The sequence below is a fragment of the Paenibacillus praedii genome (assembly GCF_049725345.1).
Lineage (GTDB): Bacteria > Bacillota > Bacilli > Paenibacillales > Paenibacillaceae > Pristimantibacillus.
Map to the genome: position 1 here is coordinate 36,725 of NZ_JBMWAM010000006.1, position 19,652 is coordinate 56,376.

Genomic DNA, 19,652 nt, shown 5'->3' on the forward strand with positions numbered 1-19,652 from the left:
CCCCGTAGGAGATATCCTTCTGCTTATGACTAGCGTGACTTCTTATATTCCGAGGGCAGCCTCCCCCACTTTTGCTTGAACAGTCTGCTAAAATATTTTGTATCCTGATAGCCGAGCAGCTGCGAGATTTTGCCGACATTAAAGTCCGTATCCAGCAGCAGATCGCGCGCTTTCTCGAGCCTGACATCCGTAATATAATCCAATACGGTCTGCCCCGTCTGCTTCTTGAAAATTTCGCAGAAATAAGTCGGATTCACATACACCTGATCGGATATATCCTTAATCGCAATTTTCTGGTTAATATTGTCCTTGATCCACGCTTTCGCCTTCATGACGGGGTCATGCACGTGATCCTGCTTAAAATGAAGCAGCTTCTCATGCACCTGCAGGAAACATTGCTTCAGCAGACTCTTCATCCGATTCAGGTTAGATTCCACCTTAAGAACCTCGAACAAATCATCTAATTCGCTTAAGAAAATGCCGGATTCCGTATGCTCCAAACATATCTTATACATTTGAATCATGAAAAAATGAATCGCGTATTGGATGTCATCCGGCGTTCTCAGCTTCGTAAGCTCACTGAAAAAAGCATTCAGCTGAAGCTCGATATCCGGCTTCGTCGCTTCACCCAGCATGAAGGCAGCCTTACTCGCCATTTCCTTCAACTCGGAGGAGACAGCAGTCTTGGCGTCCTTCATCGCCATCTCTCCCGCTGACCGGGACGAGAAAACCTTATTCCCGCCAAAGGCCATCCGGAATCGAATGAGCGACAGCAGCTGCTTCTTCATCACCAGCAGCACCGATAGATCCTCGAAGGGCTCACTCACCGCTATTGAAGCGCTAAACGGCGAAAACTGACTAATGCATGACTTCAGATGATTGGAGAAGCCCTCGCCCACCGCGGCATAATCTTTGGTTTGTTTATCCGGGTTGCATAAAAGCACCCAGAAATTAAACCCGCCGTCCCGCCACCACCAGCCTGCATGATGCTCGTTGTCAAAAAAAGACATGACCACCTCATCAATAATGTTCTGGACCGCATAAGCCATAATTCCCCAATCCTTCGGGGTGTACTCTCGTGTCTTATACGGAAACTCATCCATGCTGACGTACAGCAGCTGGTAAATCCCTTCGGGAAAATCCTTTATCCAATACATCGTGGAAATATCCTCGGATACCGCAGAAACCGTCTCGCTTAGAAGCTGGGTTTGCTTCGTCAGCTCCAGCTTGTCGGCCTCCTTCAGCAAGTCGTTCCATCGCTGGTTTTTGCGTCGCAGCTGCTCAATTTTATTTTCAACATTGCCTAAAATATCTGCAAACTGCGCGCGGTCGATCGGTTTCAGCACATAATCAGAGGCTCCTTCGCGTATCGCCGTTTGCAGGTATTGGAAGTCATCGTATCCGCTTACGATAACTGAGCAAATCTCATTCTCCTGAAGCTTCTTCACTTCCTTAATCAGCGTAAGTCCGTCCATCTCCGGCATCTTCACGTCGGTAATCATCAGATCAATCTGCTGCCCGCTTTCCTTCAGGAACGCAATGACCTCAATGCCATCGGCGAACGTTCCGATAATGTCCCATTGCTCGCCGCATGAGCTGACCAACCGCTCAACGCCTCTACGAATCCGATCCTCATCATCCACAATAATGGTTTTAATTTTATCCACGGTAAGAGTCGTCCTCGATTCTTTCATATTTTTCAACGGTTAGCATATCGGTAATGACAGGAATCAGAATGACGACCTCTGTCCCTTCCTTCCACTCGCTTTCAACCGTCAGACCATACTCTATTCCGAACAGCATCGCAATTCTTGCATGCACATTAATGAGGCCGAAGCCGGAGTCCCGCTTCGCGATTGGATCTGATTTTAACAATTGATGAATTCTTCCCAGCGTCTCCTCATTAATTCCCGTTCCGCTGTCTTTCACGGCAATCGCAATATCCTCCGTATTCGGACGTACCCCTTTTACTTTGTAAATTTGAATATGGATGCTTAGCGCTTTCCGGGTTTCCAGTCCGTGCTTAATACAATTTTCAATTATCGGCTGCAAAATAAACTTAGGCGTATAATACTGCTGCAATTCAAGTTCTGAGTCAATCGTGAAATCCAGCCGCTGCTCGAACCGGTATTTCTGAATCTTCAAATAATTGTTGATGTGCTCGACTTCCTTGTTCATCGCGACGATCCGGTCTTTGTTGCTTAAAGAGAAACGCAGCATTCTTCCGAGCAGTGTAACCATTTCAACTACGGTCTCCTTCTCGTCCTCCTCCACCGCCATATTGATCGTTTCGAGCGTATTGTACATAAAGTGCGGATTGATTTGGGATTGCAGCGCATAAAGCTCTGCTTGCTTTTGTCTGATCTCGATATGATAATTCAGCTGGACGAGCTCTCTTATTCGAGAAACCATTGAATTAAAGCTTCGCGCCAGTATGCCCATCTCATCCTTCGAGTCGATAATAAGATCCACCTGGAAATTGCCCTTCTCCACCGTTCTCATAAGGCGGCTGAGCTTATAGATCGGCTGGCTGACGCTCCAGGCCATGAATACAGATAGAATGATGGTTGCCAGGACGATCGATACAAATATCCAGATAACAAAATCTCGAATAACGTCTGCTTGCTCGGTTAAATATTTGAACGGAATCTGGTGAACGGTGATCCAGTCCATCCGCTCGGATTCACTGACGCTCACGAGCATCCTCTCTCCATTTTTGTACGAGCGGAAGCTCCCGTTGCTGAGCGGAAAGCGAGCTATATCCTCGACCGTACCGATTTGAGCAGGGTCCGTATGATAAATGACTTTGCCCTGCTTATTCATCACCCAGATCTCCGCTCGATCTTGGTCTTTAATATCCATGAGTACCTTTTCCATAAAAGCCAGCTTGACCGCAATCGTGATTGTTCCGATATTCCTTCGGTTCTCGACATCCTGAATTTGCTTGACAATCAAGAAAAACGGCGGCTTCCCCTTGAAGCGCAAATCTGTCTGATCCTGCAAAATAATCCCATCCTGGCCAAGCCATTCCGGCTCCTTCTCGAAGCCTGTATAGGACACAGCCGTACTGGAAAACAGCCTCTGTGTCGTCGTCCACACGAATACACCCAGCAGTGTATCTTTTTCCGTAAAATAAGTGCTGGAGAGATAGCTGTTCATAATAAAGCTGTCATTCAAAAATTCAGAGCGTGTAGGATAATCATATTTGCGCAAAATAGACAGCACTTGGCTGGAATTATACAGCAGCTCCGGCGCATAGGTGAGTTCCTCCATCTGTTTATCGATATTCTCATTGGCTTGATCCAAAATTTTCGGAACGTATTCGCCAACCTGTGCCTCGACTGTTCTCGTATACTGGGAATAAGATATGTAGCCAAGCAGCGAAATCGGAACAACCGTTAACAGAATATAAGTGATGATCAGCTTTGACCGCAACCGATAATTTTTTGGATTTAACCACTGGATGATGTTGAATTTAGAAGTCATATTGATCTATATTTTCCTTTGTAAACACGATTGGTACCCCCATGATGACTACATTATCTTTGAAGCGAATATTACCAACGTTAGGAATCATTTGCTGATCATGCGGAAGCTGTCCATCCAATAAATTTTTGGCCAAGGCCACCGTCAAATATCCTAACCGCTGGGGACTCCAGAGCGTAATATTTGGCGTTATCCCTTCCTTGATATATTCTCGCATCGCATTGGGCAAGGACAAGCCAACGACCTTAACTGAATTGGTCTTTCCTGCTTCCTTGATCGCTTTGGCCGCAGCGGACGGAGCAACTGCGCTCACCCCTATGATACCAGACAGGTCCGGGTATTCCTTCATCAAATATTCTGTTGCGACAAAGGCGCTGTCATAATTATCGTTGCTGGTCACGATTTCAGTTAGCTGCATGTCGGGATAATATTCTTTTTGCTGGATTTTGATCCACTTGATCCAATCCGTTGTATTCGATGCCGTAAGTGAGCTTGTAATGATCGCGAACTTTCCTTTCTCACCCAGGCTGAGCGCAAGATTGTCCATCAAATGACGACCTAGCGTCTGGGGATCGACCATGTTCACAAAAAAATCTCTGCCGATTGGGTCCGTATCTCCATCCCAAGTAATCACTTTAATATTCTGTTCGCGGGCCTTCTTGAGCACGGGCAGCAGCTTAAAAGGATCCGTAGCCGATACGGCAATCGCGTCGACCTTGCGTGCAATCAAATCCTCGATTACTTCTGTCTGCTTCTGGGGATTGCCGTCCAGCGGACCAGTGAAAATCACATTCACATTCAAATCCTTGGCTGCCTCCAGAGCCCCCTCCTCTGCCGCGTCATAATAAGAAATGCCCATCAATTTCGGGACAATGGCAATGGTGTAAGGCTTGCTCTGTACATCCCTCAGCTTCTGGGCAATTCGTTCTTCTTTATCTTGATTGACATACACAACCTCATCATCATTTGAGCCCGAATTCACAGCCCCATTGCTGCAACCGCTTACAAATAGAGTAAAAATAAAAGCAATTATCGTCAGCCTGTACATGATTGTCCCCCTTCGTATTGAATTGGTTCAACACTAGCTAGCTGCAAAGCACATCATGCGGTCTATGTCCTAATTGCCGCACAGGTCTAAACTAAGTCCATAATAGCTTTAATTGCCGGTGATTTCAAGACTGCGCGTCAAACCTCAATGCGCTCTAAATCACACCTGTCTGAAAATCCAATCCCCGGGTCTGCGCGTACGCAGTAAAAGAAAAGGTCCGAGAATACTCGGACCCTGCTGCATTGTTGTTATGCTCTATCAATCCTATTAAGCAGCAGAACTACCGCTTCCGCACGAGTTGTAGAAGCTTTAGGCGTAAACAGATTATCGCCGCGTCCTTGAATCATGCCCTCTTCCCGCAGCGCAGCTACAAAACCCTGCGCCCAGCCGCTTAGATCAAAGTTCAATGCGCCTTGCATAACCCCTCTTTGTGCAGGTGATTCCCGATGATAGCCTATTCATTCTATGAATTGTCTGCAGTCAGCATCCCGTAAAGAAATAATCGCACGATTTCCCCAGCAAGCTCCTCCGGCGTCTTCAGACCAGGCAGCAGCTTTGTTATCGTCAATCGTTCTATCATCCCTACAAGACTCTCGGCAATCGTGCTCATATCCATATCCCTATGGAAGTAACCGGCCTGCTGCTCGGATTCCAGATTGCCTTGCACTTGAGCGGCCAGCTGCCGCTTGATCTCTTCAGCCTCCGGCGCGAGCAGGAAGCCAATCCGCATCAAATGCGGCTCCTCCTTGAAGAAATGGAAGAGCGCTTCAAGGCCTGCCGCGATGCGGTCAGGCAGAGAATCCGTGTCTATATCCGGCTCCAGTCGGCTTCGCAAAGTAAGATTGAACAGCTTCGCCTGAAACTGCTCTACTAATTCCTGAAAGACGGAATCCTTTGTCGGAAAATAGATATAAAAAGTAGGCTGGGTGACACCGGCCCTTTTGACAATGGTGCTTATCTTCGTTTCATAGTAACATGCTCGGCAAATTCCTCCGCCGCGATGGCAAGCAATAATGAACGGCTTTGCTCCCCGCTCGATCCTTTTTTCCTTCCTCGTTGTACCACTCTCATCCATCTCCGTATCTATTATAAGCACCCCGAAATCAAGGCGCGTTCACTCTTGTACAATAATTCGAGCAGTCAAACTAGATCCTGAAACATCCGCTCCCTGTCCTCATCATTGCTTTGCTCCTTCACATTCTGCTGCGGATGCAATGGCAGTCGCAGCAGAAACTCACTGCCCTCGCCCTTCTTGCTCCTAAGGCTAATTGTGCCTCCCAGCAGCTTGGCAAGCTTCTTGCTGATGGTGAGGCCCAAGCCTGTACCCTCGTATTTCCGTTTCAGTGTGCCGTCCTCCTGATGGAACGCATCAAAAATAAGCTGGTGCATATCCTGCTCGATCCCTATTCCGGTATCTCTTACCGCAAATACAATCCAGCCTGAGGACTGCTCAACCGACACATGGAGGGCAATGCTGCCGCGTACCGTAAATTTGACTGCATTCGAGAGCAAATTGCGTAAAATTTGGCTCAGACGCAGCCCGTCGGAAACCATCAGCTTAGGCACCTCTGCTCCTACAATGACCTCAAAAGACAAGTCCTTCTTTGCCGCAAGCGGCGCAATCTGGTAATAAAGCATTTGCGTAATATCCTCGATTGAGACATTTCCCCATTCGATTTCCATTTTCCCTGCCTCCACTTTGGACAGATCAAGGATATCATTAATAATTTGGAGCAGCTCGGTGCTGGAATTATGAATAATATCCGCGTACTGAAAGGTTTCACTCTGACGCCCATCGTTTTCATGTTCACGAATGAGCTGTGACAGCAGGATAATGCTGTTTAGCGGCGTTCTGAGCTCATGCGACATATTCGCCATAAATTCCGATTTATATTGGGAGGCCTGCATGAGCTGATGCGTCTTGTTCTCAAGCTCCTGCTTCGCTTCAAGCAGCTCCTGTCTCTGCCTCAGGAGAAGCTCATTCTTAGTCTTCAGCTCTTCCACGCGCAGCTGCTCCTGATAGAAATCCCGGATGATAAACAAAAAAAACGCGCCCAGCAGCACAGCAAGCGGAAACGTATACGGCAAAACATGTGTAATATACATCTCACGCGGTATTGCGCCGAATAGAACAATCCCTGCAGCCTGGGCGGTATTAATTAATAGAAGCGAGATCGTGGCTTTACGGCGAAAGCTCCACTCTTTTTTCCGTCTGTATAGGAGGACAAGGCCTGTTGCAATCACGCCTAACATGGCTATATTTAGTGAGCCAGTGAACGAATTCGCCGTTAGCCCATTGACGCCCAATCTGGAGACTGCGATGCCCAGCCCGATGATAAAAACATGTCTTGGATCTCGGAATAGAAGTGTAGCAAATATGATCGGAACGGCACGCAAATCAAAGACGGGCCCTTCCCTCATTTGAACGCCAAACTTCATCGCCAGCCAGCCCGAAAAAATAAATATGACGATCAGCATGCCGTCTCGAACGACTGGAGAGAGAGAGAGCTTTTGAAGTAAAGATTTAAACACTAAATTAAAGAGATAGGCAAAGGTAATAAGAATGCTCATATTCGTAAAAAATGTCGTATAAAAGTTCATTTTACAGCCGCCTTTCAATGGCTATATTGTACTATAAGCTAGCTGCGAATACTACGATTGTCCACCTTACCCGGCACCGTCTTCATCCTCTCTTTCAGCCGTTTCGCAACTAAGTGAGGCCATGTCGAAATTTCTCCTCTTATGTCGGAAAGTATAAATAATCCACTAGCAGTTATTTGTACCCAACTGCTTCTAGACTAGTGATTATTCATATGCACACGGTAAAATGCTTTGCGATACTCCGTCGGCGTCATGTTTTCGTATTTTTTAAATAATCTCATAAAATATTTCTCGTCGTGGATTCCCACCTTGTCCGCAATGTATTGAATACTTCTGGAGCTCCTGGTCAACAACTCCTTCGCTTTGGAAATTTTCATCAAATTGATGTATTCCTGTAAATTAAAGCCTGTCTTCTTCTTGAAAAACCGCGAAAGATAATTTCGGTTATAAACAAAATGCTCCGCAACATCGGATAGCGAAATATCATCAAGCGCATGTATTCTCACCCACTCAATGATTTCCGCAATATTGCGGTCTCCTTGGGGCTTGTCGGGGGATGCCTGATAGCTTCCGATCATCTGGTCGGAGAGCTCGATCAGCAGCAGGGTAGCAACATAATGCGCTGCCTGTTGGGTGTAATAGTTGGACATTCCTACATGCTGAAGCTGCTGGAACAAGATATTGACCCGCTCAATGCTGGACGGTTTGAAATATAAGGGGAGATAGACATCCCTGCACAGCTTGCTTGAATCCGGCTTGTTAAACTCAAGCAATTCCTTCGAAAAGTTTTCCTCATCCATAAATTCAAACGATTCATAAGCAAGGAAATGAAACCAGAAAAAAGACACGCCCTCCTCACAGGAACGGTAGCCCTCGTGGACAAGCCCCGGCAGCAGCACGAGCACCTCTCCAGGATTGACCTCGAATTTTTCATCTCCTTGCGAAATATACAGACATTTGTCGATGCCGATAATCACTTCGAACGAATCGAGACAACGGTTCGTGTGGGTCCATACTCCATCTGCGATAAAGTGGCCGCCTGATAAGAACTCAATGGGTTTGCTAATATTGATTTTTGTATAATTCAACACTCCCGCTCCTTCCTCCCGTTTTCATATAATTTATAACTTTTAGTCATTTTTGTCCACTTAATGTTAAGCGATGACTACTTACTTTGCCTCAAGCAGATGGTATGCTTATCCCTGTAAACGTTTACATAAAGAACGGTTCAAAATGAATTGCAGCCTGTTTCATCATCATTATGAGGAGGGTCTGTCAATTGAAAAAAACTAGATTTCTGATCATGATTTTGCTTTTAGCCTTCGCGGTATCCGCTTGCTCTGGCGGAGGTTCAGGCAGCGGAGGTTCAACTGGGACGAATACGAACGGCAATTCTGCAGCATCAAGCGGCGGCGAAATCGTAACCCTGAAATTTATGGGCTGGGAAGCCAGTCCACTAGAGACCGCAGCCGTCAAAAAAGGGCTCGACGCTTTCATGAAAGCAAATCCGAATATTAAAGTCGATTATCAGCCGGTTCCGAACACGCAGTATGCCCAAAAAATTCTCACGATGCTCGCGGGCAACGCCGCGCCCGACGTTTTCTTCTTAGGCGCTACGGAGTACCGCTCCTTTCAGAAGCGTAACGTTCTGCTTGATCTGACCTCTATGTTCGAAAGAGAAATGTCGCTTGGGGATTTCATCCCGTCCTCGGCCAGAATTATGGAAATCGACGGCAGCATATTCGGGGTCAGCAGTTGTACGGTGTCACCCGTCCTTTATTACAACAAAGCTATCTTTGACGATGCACAGCTTGCCTATCCGCCAAGCAATCCGAACGATGCATGGACCTGGGAGGAATTTCGCGAAGCCGCGAAAAAGCTGACTGTCAAAGACGGAGATAAGGTTTCGCAATATGGCGCATTCGGTCTTGAGAACTTCTACATGACCACGGCTGAGATTTTCTCCAACGGAGGGCAAGTCTTTAGCGAAGACGGCGCCCGGATGGCTGTCAATACGCCGGAGGCCAAAAAAGTCATGCAAAGCATTCTGGACCTTCGCTTAGTAGACGGTGCCACACCTACGGCCAAAACGCTGGAAAGCATTGGGATGAGGCCTAATCAAATGCTTCAGACCGGTAAAGTAGCGATGGTTATCGACGGCTCGTGGGCCTTGCAGGAGCTTGCCACAATGGGATTCCCGGTCGGTGTAGCTCCGCTACCAAGCTTCATGGAGCCGAAGACGCATGGTCAAGCGCATGTTCACGCTGCGTCTGCCAAGACGGAGCATCCTCAGGAAGCATGGAAGCTCATTCAATTTCTCTCTTCTGAAGAATACCAAATCGAATTGATCAAAGAGGGTCTTTGGATGCCGAACCGCAAATCCCTGTACACCGAGGAAGGCATAGCCAAATGGTTTAACGAAGCCGTTCATCCCGATGGTTTTAAAGAAATGGTACCTTTCTTTGCCGAAGCCGAAGCCTACCCCTTCACTTTGATCACCCAGAACATCGTAAACGATATTATTACGGAAGAAACCGACAAGCTATGGTATTCGGGACAATCGGTTGAGGAGACGATGCAAAAAATCGAAGACCGAGCCAATACGGAGCTTGCAAAACAATAATAGAAAGCGCCTTGGAGCGATCCAAGGCCCTTCCGAAGGGGGGATTCGATGAATGCGAGCAAATTATTTCAAAAGGACGGGACTTGGGCGTTCCTGCTGCTCCTGCCCAATCTGCTCGGATTTCTAGCTTTTACTCTCATTCCCGTGTTCGCGTCCTTCTTTCTTAGCTTCACTTCATGGGATATGCTTACGCCCGTGAAATGGACTGGCTTCAGCAACTATATCGAATTGTGGAGAGATGAGACCTTTATCAAGGTATTCTGGAACACGTTCTACTTCGCAGGCGTTTCCGTGCCGCTCGGCATCGTCATCTCTCTGCTGCTGGCCGTTGCCCTTGACCAAAACATCAGCCTCAAAAAGTTTTACCGCGCCGCCTATTTTCTACCCGTCGTTTCCTCCATGGTCGCGGTCGCCGTTGTATGGCAATTTATTTATAATCCCGAATACGGATTTATGAACTTCTTCTTAAATTGGTTCGGCATCAATGGTCCTGACTGGCTGACGAGCACCGTCTGGGCGATGCCTGCCGTCATTATAACCAGCGTGTGGAAAAACCTCGGCTTCAACATGCTTATTTTTCTGGCCGGCCTTCAAGGGATATCCACTGACTACTATGAAGTGGCCGAGCTAGACGGTGCAAGATGGCATCAAAAGTTTTTTTATATTACTGTGCCGCTCTTATCCCCGACAACCTTTTTTGTAACTGTAATGTCCTTCATCGGATCATTCCAGGTATTCGACACGGTATTCTTGATGACCCAAGGAGGACCTGCACGCTCCACTTCCGTCATCGTCAGTTATTTGTATGAGCATGGCTTCAAATATTTCAATATGGGCTATGCGAGCGCGATGGCTTATGTCCTTTTTTTCCTGATGTTCATCATCACCATGATTCAATTCTGGCGCCAAAGAAAATGGGGAGAAAACTAAGGGAGGTATACATGTGAAGAAGCGGCTGCTCAAAATCACCTCGCACGTTATTCTCATGCTTGGGGCAATCACGATGATTATGCCCTTCCTATGGACGGTCAGCACGTCACTGAAGCAGCTTAGTGAAGTGTTCGTCTTTCCTCCCACGCTCTTTGGGGAGAAGATCATGTGGGAAAATTATTTACGCATAGCCGATCGTTTTCCGTTTGATACGTATTTCTTGAACAGCCTGAAAATTACAGTCATCGTTGTGATTGCCCAGCTTCTCACCAGCTCAATGGCTGGCTATGTGTTTGCCCGGCTGCGCTTTAAATACAGAGACCTGCTGTTCGGCTTATACTTGGCTACGATGATGATTCCAGCTCAGGTAACCCTCATTCCCAACTTTATCATCATGCGTAACTACAATCTCATCGATACGCATTGGTCGCTTATTTTGCCCGCGCTTGTATCGGCCTTCGGCACATTTCTGCTTCGCCAATTTTTCATTACCATTCCCGTTGCGCTGGAGGATGCCGCGAAGATCGATGGCTGCTCCCCCTTTGGTGTCTATTGGCGGGTATTTGTTCCTCTGTCGAAGCCGGCAATGGCAACGCTCGGCGTATTTGTCTTCATGGGCATGTGGAATGAGTTTCTGGCGCCCTTGATCTATATCAATTCCCAGGAAATGATGACCCTGCCCCTTGGGTTGGCAGCCATGCAGGGAATGTACGGAACCGACTGGCCAGTTCTGATGGCAAGCACGGTGCTTTCCATCGCCCCTCTAATTGTCATTTTTCTGTTAGCTCAGGATTTCTTTATTAAAGGCGTAACGCTCTCCGGTTTGAAGGGCGAATAACGGAAAATCGAAAGGAAGTCGTGTATGAGCAAATTAGACAATAAACAGATAAAGGCTTTGAAGGCATCCACCTTGAAGCAGGTGACGATTCTGGATGACTTCTGGTCTCCACGCGTAAGCAATGTCATTCAGACCGTTGTTCCCTATCAGTGGCAAGCATTGAACGACGAAATTCCAGGAGCCGAGCCCAGCCATACGATTGAAAATTTTCGGCTCGCGGCCGGCGAAGCAGAGGGCGAATATTACGGAATGGTATTCCAGGACAGCGACCTTGGCAAATGGCTGGAGACCGTCGGCTTTGTCCTCTCCGGTAACCGTGATCCGAAGCTGGAGAAAATCGCCGATCAGGTGATCGATCTGCTTGGCCGCGCCCAGCAGCCAGACGGCTATCTGAACACCTATTATACTGTCAAGGAGCCCGGCGGCCGCTGGACGAATCTGAGAGACAATCATGAGCTGTATTGCGCCGGTCACTTAATGGAAGCAGCAGCAGCTTACTATGATGCGACAGGCAAACGGGCTTTCCTTGATATCATGTGCCGTTATGCCGACTATATCGCGACCGTATTCGGCGTTGAGCCCGGCAAGAAGCGCGGCTACGACGGGCACCCTGAAGTCGAGCTTGCGCTCGTCAAGCTCTACCATGCCTCGGGTGAGAAAAAATATTTGGAGCTAAGCAAGTTTTTCGTCGATGAACGGGGTCAGCAGCCTCATTTCTTCGATCAGGAGGCCAGCGAAAGAGAAGAGTCGCAAACTCCGGTCAGAGGCAGGACGAAACGCAGCTACGATTATTTCCAGGCTCACCTTCCCGTCCGGGATCAAAATACGGCGGAAGGGCACGCGGTAAGAGCCGTATATCTATACAGTGCCATGGCCGACCTTGCCCAGAGCTTTAACGATCCTTCTCTTCTGGACGCCGCGAAAGAGCTCTGGAAAGATGTGACGCGCAAAAAAATGTATGTTACCGGGGGCATCGGCTCCTCTGCCTATGAAGAAAGGTTTACCGTTCCCTTCGATCTTCCGAACGATCGCGCTTATACGGAAACCTGCGCGGCAATCGGGCTGATGTTTTGGGCGCAGCGTATGCTTCAGATCGAGAAAGACCGCGAATATGCCGATGTGATGGAGCTTGCTCTATACAACGGCGTTATGAGCGGCATTTCGCTCGATGGCAAAAGCTATTTCTATGTCAACCCTCTTGAGGTATGGCCGGCAGCTTCCGACTTCCGCCATGACATGTCGGCTGTTAAGAAAACGAGACAGCCATGGTTTGGCTGCGCATGCTGCCCGCCAAACATCGCACGGTTAATCGCATCCCTCGGTCAATATATTTATTCTGAGGACAAGGACGCCCGCGAGCTTTATGTTCATTTATATATCGGCAGCAAGCTAACCCTAGATTGGGATGGCCAGACCGTGCAAGTGACGCAAGCCTCAAGCTACCCTTGGGAGGGGCAGGTTGCTCTCGAGCTGACGCTGCAGCAGCCCGTTGAATTTAACATGGCACTTCGTATACCGGGCTGGTGCCAAAGCTTCAGTCTGTCCGTGAACGGGCAAGAAATAGACGCAGTTTCGCTGGATAAGGGCTATGCCAAAATTCGGAGGACATGGCTTGACGGCGACCGGATCGAGCTGACAATGAAAATGCCGGTCGAAATGCTGCACGCGCATCCGAATGTACGGGAAAATGCCGGGAAAGTCGCCCTGCAGCGCGGACCGATTGTGTTCTGCCTCGAAGAGGAGGACAATGGCCCGAATCTTCAAGAGCTCGTGCTTTCGAGAGACGCCAAAATCGATGTACATTTCGACAAGCAGCTGCTGGGAGGTGTTTCCGTCCTTACAGGCAGCGCCTTGCGAAGCGAAGTCAATGCCGAAGCCGACGATAAGCTCTACGCATCACAACCCTATAACCAAGTACCTGCAGCCTTTAAAGCGATTCCTTACTTTGCCTGGAGCAACCGCTCGGCGGGCGAGATGGCGGTTTGGATTCGTAACCAATAATCTGGAGGGATTGAAGATGAGTATAGAAATGGCATCAAGCGCCCAAAACCAAGTAACGGCTTCCGCTTTAGGAAGCGTCAAGCTGCTGCCGGGATTGTTCCAATCCCGCGCCAAGCTGAATCGCCGCTATGTCATGAGCCTTGACAGCTCCGCCCTGCTGCAAAACTTTTATATTGAAGCTAACCTGTATATCCCCGAAACTCATGTTCATGAGCACTGGGAACCGCAGCATCTTGGCTGGGAATCCCCTTCCTGCGCACTGCGCGGCCATTTTCTAGGCCATTGGTTATCTGCGGCGGCTAAGCTGTATGCGGCAACACAAGATTTAGAGGCCAAAGGGAAGGCGGATTGGATCGTCGAAGAGCTTGGACGCTGCCAAATTCAAAACGGCGGAGAATGGGCCGGCTCGATTCCCGAGAAATATTTGCATTGGATTGCGGAGGGCAAGCAGGTCTGGGCGCCTCACTATACCCTCCATAAAACCTTGATGGGTCTGTACGATATGTATGCTTTTGCCGGAAGCAGCCGCGCGCTGGAAATCATCGACAACTGGTCGAATTGGTTTTTGCGCTGGACCGACGGTCTGACGAAGGATACACTCGCGGATGTGCTGGATGTTGAGACTGGAGCGATGATGGAAGTATGGGCGGACGTCTATGCGGCGACCGGCAAGCCGAAACATCTTGAGCTCATGCACCGTTATACCCGCCATCGGCTGTTCGAGCCGCTGCTTCGCGGCGAAGATATTCTGACCAACATGCATGCGAATACGACGATTCCCGAAATTCACGGGGCTGCAAGAGCCTATGAAGTCACCGGGGATCAGAAGTGGCGCGATATTGTCGAAGCCTACTGGAAATCGGCCGTCACCGATCGCGGCTTCTACTGCACGGGCAGCCAAACCAACGGTGAAATTTGGAGCCCGCCGGGGGAACTGTCGGCCCGCCTCGGGAGTCGCACCCAGGAGCACTGCGTCGTCTACAATATGATCCGGCTCGCCGATTTTCTGTTCCGCTGGACGGGAGCGTCTATGTACCTGGACTACATTGAACGCAATCTCTATAACGGCATTTTAGCTCAGCAGCATCCGACAACGGGGATGATCGCCTACTTCCTGCCGCTTCATGCAGGGGCGGCGAAGAAATGGGGCACGCCTACCAAGCATTTCTGGTGCTGTCACGGCTCCCTCGTCCAAGCGCATACGCTGCATGCCAATCTTGCGTTCTATCAGGATCAGGAAGGAATTATAGCCGCACAGTATATTCCATCGGAATTCACATGGCATACGGGCCAAGGCAGCGTGAGCATAAAGCAAACGATAGAACCTCAAACCAACTGGGGAATTCGCAATGCTGCTGTAGACAGCACTCGGCGGCCTCAAGCAATTTGCATGAAGCTTTCAGTAGATAGCATCCAGGAGACGGAGTTCACGATCAAGCTCAGACTGCCGGACTGGCTGAGCGACGAGCCGATTATTGCCATAAATGGCCAGCCCGCTGTCCTATCTGCCGCAGACGCCGCCTCCGGGTTTGCTTCCGTGCGCCGCATTTGGAGCAAGGGAGACGAGCTGGTTGTACAGCTGCCGAAGAAACTCACAGCCTCCCCTCTGCCCGACCGTCCCGATATGGTCGCCTTCATGGACGGCCCTGTCGTCTTGGCCGGACTATGCGAAGAGGAACGGGTATTGTACGGCGATCCGGAGCATCCCGAGAAGCTGCTTACGCCCGATAACGAAAGAGAATGGGCATCGTGGCTGCCTGGCTACCGAACGACCGGACAGGAAAGAGGCATTCGGTTTGTGCCGCTCTATGAGATAGAGGATCAAGCTTATACCGTTTATTTTCCCGTTAAGAAATAAGATTCCGCAACACTAGCAAAAAAACCGGCAATGGTCGAAGCCATTGCCGGTTTTTCGTTGCTTTTATACTGGCCTCGTTAGACCATGATTTTGCAAATATCGTTCGTGAATTCAACTGGATCCTGAAGCGGCAAGCCCTCGATGAGAAGCGCCTGACTGTACAACAGGTTCGTATATAAACTTAGCTTCTCTTTATCATCGCTGCTATACGCTGCTTTTAACGATTGGAATACGTCATGATTGATGTTGATTTCAAGAACCTTGTCTGCCTGCACGTCTTGGCTGTTAGGCATCGCCTTCAAAATCTTTTCCATCTCAATCGTTAATTCACCCTCGGAAGACAAGCAAACCGGATGAGATCTCAGCCTTTTTGAAGCTTTGACGTTTTTCACTTTGCCTGCCAGAAGGCTTTGCATTTGTGCAAAGAGCTCCTTGTTGTCGTTCTCTTCTGCACCCTCCTGCGCCTCTGCCTGATCAGGCTCAATGCCAAGGTCGCCGCTGGATACCGATTTGAACTCCTTCTCTTTATATTTCGTAATCATCTTAATCGCAAATTCATCGATATCATCGGTAAAGTAAAGAATCTCATAGCCCTTGTCGGAAACCATCTCCGTTTGCGGAAGCTTCTCAATTCTTTCGATCGACTCTCCGGAAGCGTAGTAGATGAACTTCTGATCCTCAGGCATTCTCGATACGTACTCATTCAACGAAACCAGCTTCTTCTCCTTGGAGGAGTAGAACAGCAGCAAATCCTGCAAATCCTCCTTGTTCGCGCCGTAGTCGCCGTATACGCCAAATTTCAGCTGTCTGCCGAAGGCTTTATAGAAGCTTTCGTACTTTTCCCGATCATCCTTCAGCACGCTTTGCAGCTGTCCTTTGATTTTGTTCTTAATATTTTTGGCGATAAGCTTAAGCTGTCTGTCATGCTGCAGCAGCTCACGCGAAATATTAAGAGACAGATCCTCGGAATCAACCATGCCTTTCACAAAGCTAAAATAGTCAGGAAGCAGATCCGCGCACTTGTCCATGATCAGAACGCCGTTGGAATAAAGCTCTAAGCCCTTCTCATATTCCTTCGTGTAATAATCAAAAGGCGTGTTTTCTGGAATAAACAGAATCGCGTTATAGACGACCGCACCATCCGCACTGATATGGAGATGGCTAATCGGCTTATCGAAGCCATAACGTTTCTCAAAGTAGAAGTTTTCATAGTCCTCTGCGGTAAGCTCGCTTTTATTTTTGCGCCAGATCGGAACCATGCTGTTAACAGTTTGTTCTTCCACATAATCCTCAAGCTCGTCTTCGCTGCCTTCCATAGGCCGCTGACCCAACACATCCATCTTGATTGGGTAGCGAATGAAATCAGAGTATTTTTTGATAATCGCCTTTAAACGATACTCCTCCAGATACTCATCGTATTGATCGTCCTCGGTATTTGCTTTAATTTGCAAAATAATTTCCGTACCGACCGAAGACTTCTCGCACGGTACAATCGTGTAGCCGTCCGCTCCCTTGGACTCCCACTTGAATGCCTCATCGCTGCCCAAGGCTTTGCTTATAACCGTAACCACATCCGCCACCATAAAAGCCGAGTAGAAGCCCACTCCGAACTGACCGATAATGTTGTGGCCGTCCTTCGCTTCATTTTCTTTCTTGAAGGCTAATGAGCCACTCTTGGCAATAACGCCCAGGTTATTCTCAAGATCCTCCTTCGTCATACCAATACCCGTATCGGAAAGGGTCAACGTGCGGTTCGCCTTGTCGGCAGTTATTTTAATGTAATAATCCTCGTTGTTGAACACCATTTGCTCATCTGTTAACGCTTTGTAATATATTTTGTCGATGGCATCGCTGGCATTAGAAATAAGCTCTCTCAGAAAGATTTCTTTCTGGGTATAAATGGAGTTGATCATCATTTCGAGCAAACGCTTCGATTCCGCTTTAAACTGCTTTTTTGCCATGGATGGTTCTCCTTTCAATCTGCAACTCGATTAGCACTCAAATCACCTGAGTGCTAATTCTTCCTTTTATATACCATATCCTGAATTTTGATGTCAATACGTTGCCATCAAAAACAATGACATGTTACACCGCTTATTTATTTATTGACAAGATAGGCTTATTAGCATATGTTTATGTAACTGCCGACTCAAAGTTATACAAACATTTGACAACCCTCGTTTTAAACACTAAAGGAGCATATACCTATGAAAAAACACCATGTAAAAAGGCTCAATAATTTATTCGTGAAAATTTCGGCCATCTGTATTGCGTTGATGATTGTTCCCATGCTGGTTAATTTCTTCTACACGAGCAGCACCGCATCCAAGGCACTAGAAAGCGAAGCTGGCAGCTCCCTTACAACACTTGCAAAGGAGAAGAATAAACAAGTCGATGTCATCTTTGATTTGCAGTTTCAAATATCCAATGCCATGATCAATGAAATTTTTATGGTTGATTTTTTCAAAGAAATAGCTAATGGCAAGGCAATTGACAGCTCCAAGGTAGCCAAAATTAGCGACAATTTAAATAGTAGATTGACGAATGCCAACGGGCTGTATGAAAATATTTTTTTTACATACGATGATAAAGTATTTATGGATGGCATAAAAGGCAATTCCGTAGGCTATAAATTAGATCCTCAGCTGGAAGCGTACTATTTTGAGCAGTTAAAAAATCCTGGTGTTTCAATAAGTGACTATATGTATTCCCCCATTACGGGAAGACCCGTAATCGCGATCGCCAACTCCATCGTAGATGAAACAACGAATAAGGTGCTCTCTGTGCTCGTGTTGGCTGTTGATTTAAGCAAGCTGACTGAGCAATTAGCCATAAGCAATACTGAAGAACAAATAAATACGATGATTCTTGATCCATCAGGTCTAGTGCTTGCATCCAATAATCCGGAACATACCTTGAAGCTGAACTTTAGTAAAGAAACAGGGGATATTCAAGCTTATTATGCAAAAATGAATGAGCAATCCTCAGGGCTTGGAAAAATCACCATAGATGGTGTTCAGCAAATGGCATCCTATGTGAAGGACGATAAATATGGGCTATATATTCTAACGCTTATACCTGTCGTTGAATATATGAAGAAAGTCGACTCCCTTCAATCCGGATTGCTGCTTGTTATTGCACTAAGTATTCTATTATCCGCTATGATCATTCTCTTCTATGTTAATAAAATCATAAAACCGATCAAGCTCGTTTCAAAAGCAGCGCAGCAAATTGCTCTTGGCGACCTATCGGCTGAACAGATTCACTTAAAGAACAAAGATGAAATTGGCGAATTAGCAGGTGCATTCAATGCTATGCTCTTGCATTTGCGGGATATGATCGCGCGAGTGAGCTTATCCTCTGAACAGGTCGCGGCATCATCAGAGCAATTGTCCGCCACCTCTGAATTGTCATCCAAGGTAAGCGAGCAGATCGCCAAAGCTACTCAGCAGGTAGCTGCCGGGTCCGAAGATCAATCAAGACTTGCCTCTTACAGTTCGGATATGATCAATGAGGTTGCCGCCGGGATGAGGCAAGTAACCGTAAATGCACAGCATGTGACAAATAATTCCCTTGAAACCTCTCAGAAGGCCAAACAAGGAGCAACTATTATATACGCTGCCATTGCTGATATAGAGGCCATTCATGAAAATATTCAGCATGTGGCGGAAAAAATCATAAGCCAAGGGGAACAATCCAAGAAAATCGGACAGATTGTAGAGGTTATTACCCAAATAGCAACTCAAACCAATTTACTAGCCCTCAACGCTTCTATCGAAGCGGCTAGAGCAGGAGAGCTTGGACTTGGCTTTGCTGTTGTTGCCGGTGAAGTTCGGAAGCTGGCGGAGGAATCGAAACAAGCCTCTGAACAAATAAAAGAGTTAATTACTAGCGTTCTAGGGAATACGGAACAAACAGTCCTTTCCATGGAACATACCGTCGAACAATCGTCCAAAGGAATTGAAGCAATCAAATCCGTTGAACAGACTTTTGATGACATCCAACACTCGGTTAATCAAGTGACTGACCAGATGCAAGAGGTCAATACAGCCTCTCACCAGATGATGGTGCCTATTGAGCAAATTGCAAATCATATTAACCAAATTGCCAGCATTTCAACGGAAGCAGCTTCTAAAACGCAGCAGGTATCTGCTTCTGTAGAAGAGCAATCCGCTTCATCCGGGAAAATGACCGCTTCTGCTATGTCGCTGGCCAAGTTAGCGGAAGAGATGCAGGAGCTCATTCAGAGGTTTAGGATATAGCCATT

General features: G+C 47.6%; 14 protein-coding genes. 6 read left to right on the forward strand and 8 right to left on the reverse strand.

All coding sequences use genetic code 11. From position 1 onward, the window contains the following. Positions 1 to 29 precede the first annotated feature (29 nt). The 7 genes from ACO9K6_RS07620 to ACO9K6_RS07650 all read right to left on the reverse strand — a co-directional run bounded on the left by ACO9K6_RS07620 (position 30) and on the right by ACO9K6_RS07650 (position 8,223). Positions 30 to 1,667 (reverse strand): response regulator transcription factor, encoded by a 1,638-nt coding sequence (locus ACO9K6_RS07620; protein WP_424766954.1) that lies wholly within the window; start codon positions 1,665 to 1,667, stop codon positions 30 to 32. Then, complete coding sequence (locus ACO9K6_RS07625) at positions 1,660 to 3,486, reverse strand: cache domain-containing sensor histidine kinase (RefSeq protein ID WP_424766955.1); 1,827 nt, start codon at positions 3,484 to 3,486, stop codon at positions 1,660 to 1,662. The genes ACO9K6_RS07620 and ACO9K6_RS07625 overlap by 8 nt, the downstream gene beginning before the upstream one ends. Continuing rightward, positions 3,476 to 4,534, reverse strand: coding sequence for an autoinducer 2 ABC transporter substrate-binding protein (locus ACO9K6_RS07630; protein ID WP_424766956.1), 1,059 nt, complete (start codon positions 4,532 to 4,534; stop codon positions 3,476 to 3,478). The genes ACO9K6_RS07625 and ACO9K6_RS07630 overlap by 11 nt, the downstream gene beginning before the upstream one ends. Before the next feature lie 248 nt (positions 4,535 to 4,782). Next, positions 4,783 to 4,953, reverse strand: coding sequence for an S-layer homology domain-containing protein (locus ACO9K6_RS07635; protein WP_424766957.1), 171 nt, complete (start codon positions 4,951 to 4,953; stop codon positions 4,783 to 4,785). 44 nt (positions 4,954 to 4,997) lie between these two features. Then, on the reverse strand, positions 4,998 to 5,609 hold the full coding sequence (locus ACO9K6_RS07640) for a TetR/AcrR family transcriptional regulator (protein WP_424766958.1): 612 nt from the start codon (positions 5,607 to 5,609) through the stop codon (positions 4,998 to 5,000). Between the two features lie 65 nt (positions 5,610 to 5,674). Next, positions 5,675 to 7,135, reverse strand: coding sequence for an ATP-binding protein (locus tag ACO9K6_RS07645; RefSeq protein ID WP_424766959.1), 1,461 nt, complete (start codon positions 7,133 to 7,135; stop codon positions 5,675 to 5,677). A 197-nt stretch (positions 7,136 to 7,332) separates the two neighbouring features. Further along, positions 7,333 to 8,223 carry an AraC family transcriptional regulator gene (locus ACO9K6_RS07650; protein ID WP_424766960.1) on the reverse strand — a complete coding sequence of 297 codons (891 nt, stop codon included), beginning with the start codon at positions 8,221 to 8,223 and terminating at the stop codon, positions 7,333 to 7,335. 191 nt (positions 8,224 to 8,414) lie between these two features. On the opposite strand from ACO9K6_RS07650, the gene ACO9K6_RS07655 reads away from it, so the two are divergent. From ACO9K6_RS07655 to ACO9K6_RS07675, 5 genes are read left to right on the forward strand one after another with little or no spacing between them, the layout of a single operon-like run. Next, the gene (locus ACO9K6_RS07655) at positions 8,415 to 9,758 is read left to right on the forward strand and encodes an ABC transporter substrate-binding protein (protein ID WP_424766961.1); all 1,344 of its coding nucleotides are present in this window, start codon (positions 8,415 to 8,417) and stop codon (positions 9,756 to 9,758) included. Positions 9,759 to 9,806: 48 nt separating this feature from the next. Further along, complete coding sequence (locus ACO9K6_RS07660) at positions 9,807 to 10,688, forward strand: carbohydrate ABC transporter permease (protein WP_424766962.1); 882 nt, start codon at positions 9,807 to 9,809, stop codon at positions 10,686 to 10,688. Between the two features lie 13 nt (positions 10,689 to 10,701). Next, the gene (locus ACO9K6_RS07665; protein ID WP_424766963.1) at positions 10,702 to 11,526 is read left to right on the forward strand and encodes a carbohydrate ABC transporter permease; all 825 of its coding nucleotides are present in this window, start codon (positions 10,702 to 10,704) and stop codon (positions 11,524 to 11,526) included. Positions 11,527 to 11,550: 24 nt separating this feature from the next. Then, complete coding sequence (locus tag ACO9K6_RS07670; protein WP_424766964.1) at positions 11,551 to 13,527, forward strand: glycoside hydrolase family 127 protein; 1,977 nt, start codon at positions 11,551 to 11,553, stop codon at positions 13,525 to 13,527. A gap of 16 nt (positions 13,528 to 13,543) precedes the next feature. After that, positions 13,544 to 15,385 carry a beta-L-arabinofuranosidase domain-containing protein gene (locus tag ACO9K6_RS07675; RefSeq protein WP_424766965.1) on the forward strand — a complete coding sequence of 614 codons (1,842 nt, stop codon included), beginning with the start codon at positions 13,544 to 13,546 and terminating at the stop codon, positions 15,383 to 15,385. Positions 15,386 to 15,462: 77 nt separating this feature from the next. On the opposite strand, the gene htpG is transcribed toward ACO9K6_RS07675, so the two are convergent. Continuing rightward, positions 15,463 to 17,346: a molecular chaperone HtpG gene (gene htpG, locus ACO9K6_RS07680; RefSeq protein ID WP_424766966.1), complete on the reverse strand. Its 1,884-nt coding sequence runs from the start codon at positions 17,344 to 17,346 to the stop codon at positions 15,463 to 15,465. Positions 17,347 to 17,592: 246 nt separating this feature from the next. On the opposite strand from htpG, the gene ACO9K6_RS07685 reads away from it, so the two are divergent. Then, positions 17,593 to 19,647 carry a methyl-accepting chemotaxis protein gene (locus ACO9K6_RS07685; RefSeq protein WP_424766967.1) on the forward strand — a complete coding sequence of 685 codons (2,055 nt, stop codon included), beginning with the start codon at positions 17,593 to 17,595 and terminating at the stop codon, positions 19,645 to 19,647. Positions 19,648 to 19,652 lie beyond the last annotated feature (5 nt).